The organism is Kiloniellales bacterium (genome assembly GCA_030066685.1).
Lineage (GTDB): Bacteria > Pseudomonadota > Alphaproteobacteria > Kiloniellales > JAKSBE01 > JAKSBE01.
The window spans coordinates 54,512-67,174 of record JASJBF010000051.1; the positions used below are offsets into that span (position 1 = coordinate 54,512).

The window sequence follows — 12,663 nt, forward strand, 5'->3', positions numbered from 1 at the left end:
GCGCGGAGACTAGCACAATCGGCCGGGCGGGCGCGATCTGCCTCGGCGTATCAGGCCGGGACGCTCGGAATCCGCGACAGGCCGAGGAAGGCGGGCTCGGGATGCAGGACGATCCGGGTCGGGATTTCCTCCAGATAGGGCTGGAAGCGGCCCTTGGCCTCGAAGCGCTGGCGGAACGCGGAGGCCGCCAGGTCTTCGGCGATCCGCGGCGCGATGCCGCCGGCGACGTAGATGCCGCCCTGGGCGCCCCAGGTCAGCGCCAGGTTGCCGGCGAAGCCACCCAGCATGGCGCAGAACATCTCGAGAGCCGTCCGGCTTGCGGCGCAGTCGCCGGCGGCCGCGGCGGCGGTGATCTCCGGCGCGCTGCGCGGCGGCGCGCTCAGGCCGTCGATGCCGGCAAGAGTCTCGTAGAGCCGGACCAGGCCGCTGCCGGACAGCAGGCGCTCCGCCGAGACGTGGCCCAGCTTGGCGCGCAGGCGCCGCAGGACCTCGGCCTCGCGGTCGTCGGCGGCGGGCAGGGTGACGTGGCCGCCCTCGCCGGTGATCACCTGCGGGCCCAGCGGGGCCGGCAGGAAGGCGGCGACGCCGAGGCCGGTGCCGGGGCCGAGCACGACGCGCGGCCGCCCGGGCCTGTCCTCGCCGGGGCCGATCTGCAGAAGTTGCCCGGCTTCCAGATGTGGCAACGCCCAGGCGACGGCGGCGAAATCGTTGACCAGAAGGACCCGCTCGAAGGCGAAGCGGGCTTCGAGCTCGCGCTCCTCGAGGCGCCAGGCGCAGTTGGTCAGGGCGATGGCACCGGCCTCGACCGGGCCGGCGCAGGCGAAGACTGCACGGCGCGGTTGGATGCCCGGCAGCCTCCGCAGCACCTCGGCCAGCGCCGCCCCCGCCGTCGGATGCTCCGCAACCCGCAGGCTCTCGAGCATCTCGATCGTGCCGTCATGGGCCAATGCGAAGCGGGCGTTGGTGCCGCCGATGTCGCCCAGGAGGACGGGGTCTTGGTGCATCGCGTCAGGCAGCGGCGGCGGCGCAGGGGGCTGCGTCCAGGCTCGTCATGAAGGCATCCCGCCAAGCCGCCAGGTCATGGCGGTTCAGCCGTTTGAACATCGCCTCCCAGCGCTCGTGCCGCTCGGTCAGGGTCATCGACAGGGCGCGGGCCAGGGAATCGCCGACCCCTTCGATGTCGTAGGGGTTCACGATGATCGCGCCGTCGAGCTCACGCGCCGCGCCGGCGAAGCGGGAAAGTACCAGGACGCCGGGGTCCTCTGGGGCCTGCGCCGCGACGAACTCCTTGGCGACGAGGTTCATGCCGTCGCGCAAGGGGGTTACGAGGCCGACGTCGCTGATCCTCAGGAAGCCCATCAGCGTCTGGCGCTTGAAGCCCCGATTGAGGTAGCGGACCGGCGACCAGTCGAATTCGGCGAAGCCGCCGTTGATGCGCCCGGCGATCGACTCCACCCGCTGGCGCATCTGCCGGTAATCGGCGAGGTCGCTGCGCGACGGCGGCGCGATCTGAAGCAGGGTGACCTGGCCGCGGTAGGCCGGATAGCTGGCCAGGAGATACTGGTAGGCCTCCAGCCGCTCGGGCAGGCCCTTGGTGTAGTCGAGCCGGTCGACCCCGGTGATCAGCTGTCGGCCGCCCAGGCTCTCCTTGAGCCGTCGGGTCTGCTGGCTGGGTTCGGCCTTGCGGGACAGCTCCGCGACCTCGGCGGCGTCGATGCTGATCGGAAAGGCCTTCGCCACGGTGCTGCGCCCGAAGGCCCTGATCCGGCCGCCGGAGAGGACCTCCCCGCCAGCCTCTTCGCGGATGTACTGCTCGAAGGCGTAGAGGTCGGTCTGGGTCTGGAAGCCGATCAGGTCGTAGGCGCAGAGGTCGCGGACCAGGGCCTCGTGGTTCGGCAGAGTCAGCAGCAGCTCCATCGGCGGCCAGGGGATGTGCAGGAAGAATCCCAGCTTCTGCCGGCTGCCCGCCTGCCGCAGGTAGGCGCCGAGGGGAATGAAATGGTAGTCGTGCGCCCAGATCACGTCGCCGTCCTTCAGTAGCGGCAGCAGGCGGCTGGCGAACATCGCATTGACCCGGTGGTAGCCCGCCATGTCGCGGCGGCTGAAGTCGGTCAGGTCGAGTCGGTAGTGGAACAGCGGCCAGAGCACCGAGTTGGCGAAGCCGGTGTAGTACTCGTCGTAGTCCCGCTGGGTCAGGTCGAGGGTGGCGTAGGAGATCCGGCCGGTCTCGATCACCTTTGCCTCATTGGCATCGTGCGGCACGGTGTTGCCGCTCCAGCCGAACCAGACGCCGCCCCGGTCCTTCATCGCGCCCTGCATGGCCACCGCCAGGCCGCCCTCTGCGCCGGTGCCGCCGCGGCGGACCGGGGCCACTCTGTTGGAGACCACGACCAGTCGGCTCAAAAGGCTTCCTCCCAGGGCTTGGACAGTCTCATGGCACAGTGTATCAGACCGACCATCGAATAGGTCTGTGGGAAATTGCCCCAAAGTTCGCCGCTCGCCGGATCGAGGTCTTCCGACAGCAGGCCGACCGGATTGCGGGCCTCCAGCATCTTCTCGAAAAGCGCGCGCGCCTCCGCCTCGCGGCCCAGCGAGGCCAGCGCCTCGATGAACCAGAAGCTGCAGACGTTGAAGGCGGTCGCGGGGACCCCGAAGTCGTCGGCTTCGGCGTAGCGGAAGATATGGTCGCCGCGTCGCAGGTCCTTTTCGATCCTCTCGACCGTCCTGACGTAGCGCTCGTCGTCGACGGCCAGGAAGCCGAGCTGCGGCAGGAGCAGGAGCACGGCGTCCACGGCCTCGCCGTCGAAGGTCGATACGAAGGTCTTCAGCTTCGGGTTCCAGGCCCGCTTCAGGATCGCCGTGCGGATCGCCTTGGCCTTCGTCTCCCAATAGGCGGCCCGGTCCTCGACGCCCAGGTGCTGGGCGATCTTGTTCAGGCGGTCGCAGGCGGCCCAGCACATCACGCTCGAATAGGTATGCACCGACTCCCGGCCCCGGTACTCCCAGATCCCGGCATCGGGCTGGTTCCATCGCTTCGCCGCTTGCTCCCCGAGCCGCTCCAGCCGGTGGAACAGCGTGATGTCGCCGGGGTGCTCGAGCCGGCGGTCGAAGAAGGCCTGCGCGGAGGACAGGACCACGGCGCCGTAGCCGTCGTTCTGGACCTGCTTGTAGGCGTCGTTGCCGATCCGAACCGGCGCCATGCCGCGGTATCCGGTCAGGCTGTCGACCTCGGTCTCGTCCAGCTGCCGTTCCAGGATGATCCCGAAGACCGGCTGCAGATAACCGTCCTCCGAGGCGGCGACGATGTTGGTGATGTAGCTCAGGTACTCCTCCATGGTCCGGGTCGCGCCGAGGGCGTTCAGGGCGTGCACCACGAAGTAGGAGTCGCGCAGCCAGCAGAATCGGTAGTCCCAGTTGCGTCTACTGTCCGGCGCCTCGGGAATCGACGTCGTCGGTGCCGCCACGATGGCGCCGGTCTCTTCGAAGCTGCAGAGCTTGAGCGTGATCGCGGCACGGATCACCGCATCCTGCCATTCGAAAGGCAGGGACAGGCTGCGCGACCAGCTCCGCCAATAATCGTCGGTCTTCTCGAGGAACTCGCGGGAGGTCTCCGCGACCGGCTGGGTGAAGCTCTCGTCGGGTCCTAGCAGGAGCGAGATCGGCCGCTCGAGGACGAAGGGCACCTCGTCCCAGATGTAGGTCACCGAGGCATCGGTCGTCAGCCGCAGGATCAGGTCCGGCATGACGTAGCGGATGTGGTTCGATCCTCTGGTCCGCTCCGGCGTCCCCTGGCCATAGCCGAAGGCCGGCCGGACCCGGATCCGGATCCTCGGGGTGCCGGCCAGCGGCTTCACCTGCCGGATCAGCATGTTCGGCCGGAACATGCGCCCGAACTGATTGAAGCGCGGCGCGAAGTCGGTGATCTGGATCAGGCCGCCGTTGCGGTCCTTGAGGCGGGTTTCGACCACGGCCGAATTGCCGCGATAGGCCTGCTCGGCCTCGACGATGTCCAGCAACTCGACCTCGTAGAAGCCCTTGTCGCCGTTCTGATGATCGTTCAGGAGGGCACAGAAGCGCGGGTCGCTGTCGAAGCGCGGCAGACAGCTCCAGACTATCTTGCCTCGCGGGCCGATGAGGGCGCTGAAGTTGCCGTTGCCGATGATCGAGAGGTCCAAGGAGCTCAAGGCGTCGGTCCCTTGTTCGAGGCATTCCGGCGGCCCGGGCGCCGCGCCCAGCCGGATCGAGGTCAGAAGCTCATAGCCTGACATCGTCCGGACCGCCAGCCCGGCGTGGTGCGGCCGGTCCGAAGGTAAGGACGCTGTCATCCAAGTCTCAAGCAACCGTTATCGCCAAGTCACATAGCGAGGCTAGAGCGCCCGGGTTAACGTTCAACCACGGGTCGATTCGCGGTGGCGCATCTTCCTTCCTGCCTTCGCTGTTTCCTCCGCCTGTCCCTCGAAATGAAAAGGAGTTCGAAAATGAAACCTGCGCAGCCATGGCGCCGCGGCCTGCTGGCCGTCGCCGGTGCGCTGGCCCTCGCTTCGAGCGGTGCCCTTGGCGCCGCCGGGGAGACGGCGCCGCGCCTCAACGAGTTCGTGCTCAACCACACCGGGACCGACTTCAACGAGTACGTCGAGATCCTGGGTCTGCCGAACAGCGACTACTTCGACGTCTGGGTGCTCTCCATCGAGGGCGACAGCAACGCGCCGCAGGGCCGCATCGATGCCGCCCAGCGCTTCGGAACCTCGGATGCCAGGGGCCTGGTCACCACCCGCTACCAGACCAACCGCTTCGAGAACGGGACCAACACTCTGCTGCTGGTCAGCAACTTCTCCGGCGCGGTCGGCGACAACGTCGATCCCGGCGGCAGCGGGAAGATCACCGCGACCTTCTGGGACGAGCTCCTCGATTCCATCGCGGTCAGCGACGGCGGCGCCGATGATGTGACCTACGCGGACCTGGTCCTGGCGCCGGACTTCGACGGCGGCCAGTTCACCGTCGGCGGCGCCTCCCTCCTGGCCGGCCTTTGGGTGCGCAACGACTTCTTCGCCGAGGGCATCCCCGGCTTCAACGGCGAGCTGGATCCGGCGGTCGAGGCGCTCAACACCCCGGCCGATCCCAACGCCCGCAACTACGCCAGCGGCGGCGGGGAGGCGCCGGCCGGCCTGCGCATCCACGACGTCCAGGGCATCGCCCATCGCTCGGCCTTCGAAGGCCAGGCGGTCGCCGGCCTCGACGGCGTGGTCACGGCAATCGACACCAGCCCGAGCTTCGCCCGCGGCTTCTACCTGCAGGAGGCCGATCCTGACGACGACCCGCGCAGCTCCGAAGGCGTCTTCGTGCTGACCGGGAGCACCGATCCGGGCGCGCTCGGGGTCGCGGTCGACAGCCTGGTCGAGGTCGACGGCGTCGTCGAGGAAGAGCGTCCGGCGGCCAATGTCGAGAACCTCACGACGACACGGATCCGGGCCAACGCCGACCCCGCGACCCAGGTCAGGCTGCTCGGCGGCGCGGCCGTCATTCCGCCGACAATTCTTGGCCAGGCCGGCCTGCTGCCGCCGGACAGGACGATCTCCAGCTTCGAGGGCTTCATCGAGGACGCCGCCGCTCTGGAGCTTTCCGATGGGCTCGACTTCTACGAGAGCCTCGAAGGCATGCTGCTCGAGGTCTCCGCGCCCCAGGTGATCTCGCCGCCCAGCCGCTTCGGCGAAGTCTGGGTGGTCGCCGACGGCGGCGCGGGGGCCAGCGGCATCAACCCGCGCGGCGGCATCACCCTTCGCGAAAAGGACTTCAATCCCGAGCGGATCCAGATCGACGACGGCATCGTCGGCGGCGCCGTGCCGGTGGACCTCGACGTCGGCGCCCGGCTCGAGCCGGTGGTCGGGGTGCTGCGCTACGACTTCGAGAACTTCGAGATCGACACCCTGGCGCCGCTGGCGGTGCTCTCCGACGACCTGACCCGGGAGATCACCGAACTGAAAGGGGCGCGGACCCGGCTCACCGTCGCCACCCTGAACGTCGAGAACCTGGATCCCGGCGACGGCGCGCGCTTCGACGAGCTGGCCGCGATCATCGTCGAGAACCTCAAGGCGCCGGACATCCTGGCGCTGCAGGAGGTCCAGGACGACAGCGGGCCGACCGATGACGGCACCGTCTCGGCGGACCAGACCTTCGGCCAGCTGATCGCGGCGATCGAGACCGCCGACCCCGCCCTGGCCGGCGTCTACGGCTTCGCCCAGATCGATCCCGAGGACGGCCGGGACGGCGGCCAGCCCGGCGGCAACATCCGGGTCGGCTTCCTGTTCCGCCAGGACCGCACCAGTCTGGCGCCTGGGGATCCCGGCGACGCGACCAGTAACACCGCGGTGCTGCCCGGACCGAGCCTGTCCTTCAACCCCGGACGGGTCCTGGACCCGGATCTCGGCGACGGCGACGCCTTCGCGTCCAGCCGCAAGCCGCTGGCCGCCGAGTTCCGCTTCGGCCGCAACCGACTCTTCATCGTCGCCAACCACTTCAACTCCAAGGGCGGCGACCAGCCTCTCTTCGGGCCCTCGCAGCGGCCGACACTGATCTCGGAGGCCCAACGCAAGCAGCAGGCGCAGGTGGTCAACGACTTCGTCGACGCGATCCTGGCCGAGGACCGCTGGGCCAAGGTGATCGTCCTGGGCGACGTCAACGACTTCCCCTTCTCGCCGCCGCTCGACGTGCTGCGGGGCACCGCGACGGTCGACGGCGACGACGAAAAGGGGCGCAAGTTCCCGCGCAAGCGGCCGGTGCTGAAGGACCTGGTCAGCCGCCTGCCGGCGACCGACCGCTATACCTTCATCTTCGACGGCAACTCGCAGGCCCTCGACAACATCCTGGTCAGCCGGCTGCTCGGCTTCCTGGGCCAGGTCGACGTGGTCCACGTGAACAGCGAGTTCTCGGACCAGGCGAGCGATCACGACCCCGTCGTCGCCAGCTTCCGGCTCTTCGGCGGCTTCCGGGAGTTCGCGGAGAGTGACGGCTTCGGCGAGGACTGAACACCGAGAAGCCGACTCCGACCCGTTGCGGCCGGCCTTCGCTGTCCAGGCGAGGGCCGGCCGGCCTTTTTCGGCCGGCGGACTGCGCCGGCGTAGCGAGGCGCTTCGCCGGGACACCACCCACGGCATGCTATGCTCGATCGCGAGGCGGTTGGGAGGCGACAAGGTGGACAAGAGCTTCAAGCAGCTCGAGTACGAGGGCTGGACGGCGCGGGCGACGACCTTCGACGATCACTTCGCGGAGATCACCGGCGCGGCCATCGACCCGATTCTCGACGGCCTCGGCCCGCTCGACGGCCGGCGCTTGCTCGACGTCGGCTGCGGCACCGGCCACCTGGCTGCGGCGGCGGGTCGGCGCGGCGCCGAGGTGCTCGGCGTCGACTTCGCGGAGACCATGGTCGCGCGGGCGCGGTCCAACTATCCCGGCGTCGCCTTCCGCCAGGGCGACGCCGAGGCCCTGGATTTCGGCGATGCCGGCTTCGATGCGGTCGCCTGTTCCTTCGCCCTCCTGCATCTCAGCGATCCTGAGGCCGCGGTCGCGGAGGCCCTTCGGGTGCTGCGCCCGGGCGGCCGCTACGCCTTCACGGTCTGGCGCGGCCCTGAGGACGGCTGCGAGTTCTTCGCCCTGACCCGCGGCGCGATCGAGGCGCAGGGCTGCAGCGACGTCGGCCTGCCGTCGGGCCCTCCGGCCGACCGCCTGGCCGATCCGGCGGTGGCATCGGCGATCCTGACCGCGGCCGGCTTCGTCGAGCCGGATTTCCAGGACCTGCCCCTGGTCTGGCGCGACCGCTCGGCACGGGCGGTCCTCGAGGCGGTCTACAAGGGTGGCGTGCGCACGGCGATGGTCCTGCGGGCCCAGACCGCTGACGCGCGGGCGCGGATCGAGGCAGCGATCCTCGAGGCTGCCGAAAGCCACCGCGAGGGCGACCTGATCGAGCTCGCCATGCCGGCGGTGCTGGCCACCGCGCGCAAGCCTTAGTTCGGGGCAGGACCGCGCCCAGGGAAGACTCCGCGGGCGACGGTGTCCTTCAGGGGAGGGCGTCGCAGACCGGAGTCGCGCGCGCGGGAGAGAAGGGCCATGGCCGCGAGGACAGCTTTCGTCACCGGTGCGACCGGATTCCTGGGGCTGAACCTGGTCGAGCAGCTCTCGGCGGCCGGATGGTCCGTGGTCGCGCTGCACCGGCCGACCTCGGAGCTGGCGCCGCTGCGCGCCTTCGCGGTCGAGACGGTCGAAGGCGACCTGCTCGACCCGGCCGCCCTGACGCGGGCGCTGCCGCAGGGCCTCGATGCGGTCTTTCACGTCGCCGCCGACACCTCGGTCTGGTCGCGCAACGACGCGCGCCAGACCCGGGTCAACGTCGAGGGCACGCGGAACATGCTGGACGCTGCCCTCGCGGCCAAGGCGCGGCGCTTCATCCACACCTCGACCTGGAACACCTACGGACTGGAGCAGGGCGCGCTCCACGAGGATCTGCCGCAGCTCGGCGGCGCCTCCTGGATCAACTACAACCGGACCAAGTTTCAGGCCGAGGAGGCGGTGCGCGCCGCCGTGGCGCGCGGCCTGGACGCGGTGATCCTCAACCCCTGCCATATCATGGGCCGCTACGACCGGCACAGTTGGGCGCGGATCATCATCGACCTCTGCAACCGCTGGATCCCGGCCGCGCCGCCCGGGGCCGGCTGCTTCTGCCACGGCGTGGCGGTCGCCCGGGCCCAGATCGCCGCTGCCGAGCGCGGCCGAACCGGCCGGAACTACCTGCTAGGCGGCGAGCACGCCACGCTGCTCGAGGTCTTCCGGATCATCGGCGAGGTCGCCAGCTGCCGGGTCCCGATCCGCAGCGTTCCCGCCTTCGCCTTCAAGGCGGTCGCCCGGATCAACGTGGCCCTGGCCGCGGTCCTGGGCTACGAGCCGGAGATCACCCCGGAGGGCGTCGAGATGGTGAGCCTGGACGCCCGGGTGGTCTCGACCCGGGCGGAGGAGGAGCTGGGCTACGAGACCGTCCCGCTCCGCACCATGATCGAAGACAGCCACGCCTGGCTGCGGGCGCAGGGGCTGGTGCCCTGAAATCCGCGCCGCTGTCGGGGGACGGTTCGGATCACGGCCTGGGGCCCGGGACCCGGATGATGGAATAGGTGTCGCGCTCGCCCGTTTTAGGGCCGTGAGCGACAGGACGTCTGCCCACGGCCGCCGACGTGTTGTGCTCGCACAGCTACCACCGCTGACACGTCGGCGGCCCCTTGCAGAGACCTGGCCTGGCTCGGTCGGCCTCGCCATTTTTGTTTTCAGAGGGTCAGAAATCGTCGCCGATCGGGAAGAATGGTGGGCGCACCTGGGATTGAACCAGGGACCTCCTCGGTGTGAACGAGGCGCTCTCCCGCTGAGCTATGCGCCCTTGCCGCCGCTCGGATGGACTTCCCGATGTAGGCGAGCGCTATGACCCTGTCAAGCAAGGGGCGGTCGCGCGCGCCGGCTGCGAAAAATGCCGCATAAAGGCAATCTAGTTGGAGACGTGCGGCACAAAGCCTGCTACCTTTTGGCCATGATCCAAACACGGTTGTCCCTGGCGGGCTTTTCTGCCGGTGTGGTTGCGTTGCTGCTGGCGCCTTATGCCGGGGCGGCGGAACCGAAAGCGGTCGAGCTGGACTATCAGATCTGGACCGGTGGCCTTCAGGCCATGAGCCTGGAGACCCGGATGCTTCGCGGCCAGGATCGCTACCAGGTCGATATCAAGCTCGAGTCCGCCGGCATGATCGGCCGAATGTTTCCCTTCAAGCTGAGCGCGCGCAGCCAGGGCAAGACCAAGGCCGGAGGCGGCGAGGGCCTGCGGCCCGATGTCTACGACGTCCGCTCCACATGGCGCGACCAGGACCGTGTCGTGGCCATCCGCTACGAGGACGGGACCAGGCCCGTGGTCAAGGTCGAGCCGCCCGCCGAAGACGACAACCGCGATCCCGTGCCGCAGGAGCAGATCGCCGGTACCATCGATCCGATGAGCGCGGTCCTGGTCCTGCTCGAGCAGACCGCGGCCGAGGGCCGCTGCCAGGGCGAGGTCCAGGTCTTCGACGGCCGCCGCCGCTACGACATGGTGGTTCGCCATGTCGGCCCGGCCGAGGTTGCGGAGTCCAGCTATTCGCCCTACGCCGGCCCGGCGGTCGAGTGCCGTGCCGGCATGAAGCGGATCAGCGGCTTCTGGAACACCAGGAAGGCCAAGGAGCACAACTACGACGAGCTGCGGATCTTCCTGGCGCCGATCCTCGATAACGTTCCGCCGCTGCCGGTGCGTTTGGTCGCCAAGAACGACTACTTCTCGATCATCATTCACATGGTCGACGCCAGGCTCAGCGACGGCGTGCAGCCCGCTGGCGTGGACTTCTGAGGTCCGTCCGGGCTCGGGTCACAGGGCGCTTAAGTCACCAGACACTTTCCATCAGTCCGTCGAGCGCGGCGGGCAGGTCGTCGAAGCGGTCGATCAGGACGTCGGCGCCCAGGGCCTCGGCCGGGACCTTGCGATAGCCGTAGGACACCGCGACCACCGCCATGCCGGCGTTGCGGGCCGCGCCGACGTCGGCCGGGCTGTCGCCGACCATGACCGTCTCCCGGCGCGGACGGCCCAGGACCTCGGCCAGGCCCAGCAAGGGGTCGGCCGCGGGCTTGGCCGCGGCGTAGGTGTCGCCGCCGGCGAGGCCGTCGAAAAAGCGGGCGAGGCCCAGGTCGTCCAGGATCTCCCGCGCCGGGGTCTCGGCCTTGTTGGTGCAGACCGCCATGGACCAGCCGCCGTCGCGGAGCCGGCTCAGGGTCTCGACCACGCCGGGGTAGGGCCGGGTCTCGCGGGTCAGGCGGGCGCGGTAGTGGGCCCGGAAGCGCCGGACGATCTCGGCTTCCTCCAGCGCCAGCTGCGCGGCGGCCCGGCCCTCGGCCTCCAGGGCGCGGTGGACCAGGGCCGGGATGCCGTCGCCGATCATCTGCCGGACCTCCTCGATCTTCAGGGCGGGCAGGGCCAGCTCTTCGAGCAGGCTGTTCAGGGCGCCGGCCATGTCCGGCAGGCTGTGGACCAGGGTGCCGTCCAGGTCGAAGAGCAGGGCCGATCGGCGCCCGGGTCGCGCTGCGGTCATAAATCCGCCCCAAAGCAATGATGACTTGCGGTCCGCCTGCCCCTTGTGGCAAGTGCTCGGCAGGCCCGGGTCTTTTGCCAGCGCCGAGTCCCGCTGGCAAGGCGCGGTTCCTCGAACGCCCGCAAGCATCCGCCCGCAACACTCACATGGCCTCCCAGAACCTCGTCTGCGTCGTGCTAGCCGCCGGAAAGGGCACCCGGATGAAGTCCCGGCGCCCCAAGGTGCTGCACGAGGTCGCCGGCCGCGCCATGCTGGGCCACGTCCTGGAAAGCCTCGAGGCCCTGGACCCGGCCCGCATCGTCGTGGTCGTCGGGCCGGACATGCCGGAGACGGCCGCGGCGGCCAGGCCGCACCCCTGCGTCGTGCAGGGCGAGCAGCTCGGCACCGGGCACGCCGTGCTGACCGCGGCCGAGGCGCTCGCGGACATCGGCGCGGACGGCAACGTCCTGGTGGTCTTCGGCGACACGCCCCTGATCACGGTCGCGACCCTCAGGCGCCTGGTCGCGGCGCGGGCCGCCCAGCCGGCCCCGGCGCTGGTGGCGCTCGCCTTCCGGGCCGCCGACCCGGCCCCCTACGGCCGCATGCTGCTGGACGGCTCCGGCCGCCTGACCGGGGTCGTCGAGGCGGTCGACGCCGACGCCGCCCAGCGCCGCATCGACCTCTGCAACGCCGGGGTCATGCTGGCCGAGCGCAATTGCCTCTTCGATCTGCTGGCCAAGGTCGGCAAAGACAACGCCAAGGGCGAGTACTACCTGCCCGACGTCTACCGCCTGGCCTATCAGGCCGGCCTGCACGGCGTCGTGGTCGAGGCGGGCGAGGCCGAGGTCCAGGGCGTCAACACCCAGGCCGAGCTCGCGGTGGTTGAGGCCGAGATGCAGACCCGCCTGCGCGCCGCCGCCATGGCCGCCGGGGTGACCCTGGTCGATCCGGCCGCGGTCTGGTTCAGCCACGACACTGCCCTGGCGCCGGGCGTCCTGGTCGAGCCCAACGTGGTCTTTGGACCCGGCGTCACGGTCGGCGAAGGCGCACGGGTCCGCGCCTTCAGCCACCTGGAGGGCGCCCGCGTCGCCGCCGGCGCCACGGTCGGGCCCTATGCGCGCCTGCGGGCCGGCACCGAACTGGCCGAAGGGGCAAAGGTCGGCAACTTCGTCGAGGTCAAGAACGCCCGGCTCGGCGAGGGCGCCAAGGCCAACCACCTGTCCTACCTGGGCGACGCCGAGGTCGGTGCGGGGGCCAACGTCGGCGCCGGCACCATCACCTGCAACTACGACGGCTTCGCCAAGTCGCGCACCGAGATCGGCGCCGGCGCCTTCATCGGCTCCAACACGGCGCTGATCGCCCCGGTCACGGTCGGCGCCGGGGCGATCGTCGGCGCCGGCAGCACGATCACCCGCGACGTGCCGGAGGACGCCCTGGCGGTCGAGCGCAACGAACAGCGGAACCGGCAGGGTCGGGCCAAGCGCTACCGGGAGCTCAAGCAGAAGACGGGGAAGGCGGCGAGGGCACCTAAGAGCGAGGGCGGCTGACC

General features: G+C 69.9%; 9 protein-coding genes and 1 tRNA gene. 5 read left to right on the plus strand and 5 right to left on the minus strand.

The genetic code is table 11. The features are described 5' to 3' along the window. Positions 1-50: 50 nt before the first annotated feature. Genes glk through QNJ30_24590 form a run of 3 tightly spaced genes read right to left on the minus strand, consistent with a single transcriptional unit; the run spans position 51 to position 4,325 of the window. Complete coding sequence (glk, locus tag QNJ30_24580; GenBank protein MDJ0946637.1) at positions 51-1,004, minus strand: glucokinase; 954 nt, start codon at positions 1,002-1,004, stop codon at positions 51-53. A gap of 4 nt (positions 1,005-1,008) precedes the next feature. Continuing rightward, the gene (gene otsA / locus QNJ30_24585; protein MDJ0946638.1) at positions 1,009-2,403 is read right to left on the minus strand and encodes an alpha,alpha-trehalose-phosphate synthase (UDP-forming); all 1,395 of its coding nucleotides are present in this window, start codon (positions 2,401-2,403) and stop codon (positions 1,009-1,011) included. Beyond that, positions 2,400-4,325 (minus strand): glycoside hydrolase family 15 protein, encoded by a 1,926-nt coding sequence (locus QNJ30_24590; GenBank protein MDJ0946639.1) that lies wholly within the window; start codon positions 4,323-4,325, stop codon positions 2,400-2,402. Before QNJ30_24590 ends, otsA begins: the two co-directional genes overlap by 4 nt. A 153-nt stretch (positions 4,326-4,478) precedes the next feature. Between QNJ30_24590 and QNJ30_24595 the strand changes: the two genes are divergently transcribed. The 3 genes from QNJ30_24595 (at position 4,479) to QNJ30_24605 (ending at position 9,087) form a co-directional block, all read left to right on the plus strand. Further along, entirely contained in the window at positions 4,479-7,022 is a 2,544-nt protein-coding gene (locus tag QNJ30_24595) for an endonuclease/exonuclease/phosphatase family protein (protein ID MDJ0946640.1), read from the plus strand. 166 nt (positions 7,023-7,188) lie between these two features. Beyond that, a complete protein-coding gene (locus QNJ30_24600; GenBank protein MDJ0946641.1) occupies positions 7,189-8,001 on the plus strand; it encodes a class I SAM-dependent methyltransferase in 813 nt (270 codons plus the stop codon). Positions 8,002-8,100: 99 nt separating this feature from the next. Next, positions 8,101-9,087: an NAD-dependent epimerase/dehydratase family protein gene (locus QNJ30_24605; protein MDJ0946642.1), complete on the plus strand. Its 987-nt coding sequence runs from the start codon at positions 8,101-8,103 to the stop codon at positions 9,085-9,087. A 253-nt stretch (positions 9,088-9,340) separates the two neighbouring features. Here the strand turns inward: QNJ30_24605 and QNJ30_24610 are convergent. Further along, a tRNA-Val gene (locus QNJ30_24610) sits at positions 9,341-9,415 on the minus strand. Between the two features lie 117 nt (positions 9,416-9,532). Between QNJ30_24610 and QNJ30_24615 the strand changes: the two genes are divergently transcribed. Then, positions 9,533-10,399 carry a DUF3108 domain-containing protein gene (locus tag QNJ30_24615; GenBank protein ID MDJ0946643.1) on the plus strand — a complete coding sequence of 289 codons (867 nt, stop codon included), beginning with the start codon at positions 9,533-9,535 and terminating at the stop codon, positions 10,397-10,399. Between the two features lie 34 nt (positions 10,400-10,433). Here QNJ30_24615 and gph read toward each other — a convergent pair whose 3' ends face one another. Next, positions 10,434-11,135: a phosphoglycolate phosphatase gene (gph, locus tag QNJ30_24620; protein MDJ0946644.1), complete on the minus strand. Its 702-nt coding sequence runs from the start codon at positions 11,133-11,135 to the stop codon at positions 10,434-10,436. A 146-nt stretch (positions 11,136-11,281) separates the two neighbouring features. Here gph and glmU point away from each other — a divergent pair, with 146 nt between their 5' ends. After that, positions 11,282-12,661: a bifunctional UDP-N-acetylglucosamine diphosphorylase/glucosamine-1-phosphate N-acetyltransferase GlmU gene (glmU, locus tag QNJ30_24625; GenBank protein ID MDJ0946645.1), complete on the plus strand. Its 1,380-nt coding sequence runs from the start codon at positions 11,282-11,284 to the stop codon at positions 12,659-12,661. The last annotated feature ends 2 nt before the right edge of the window (positions 12,662-12,663 follow it).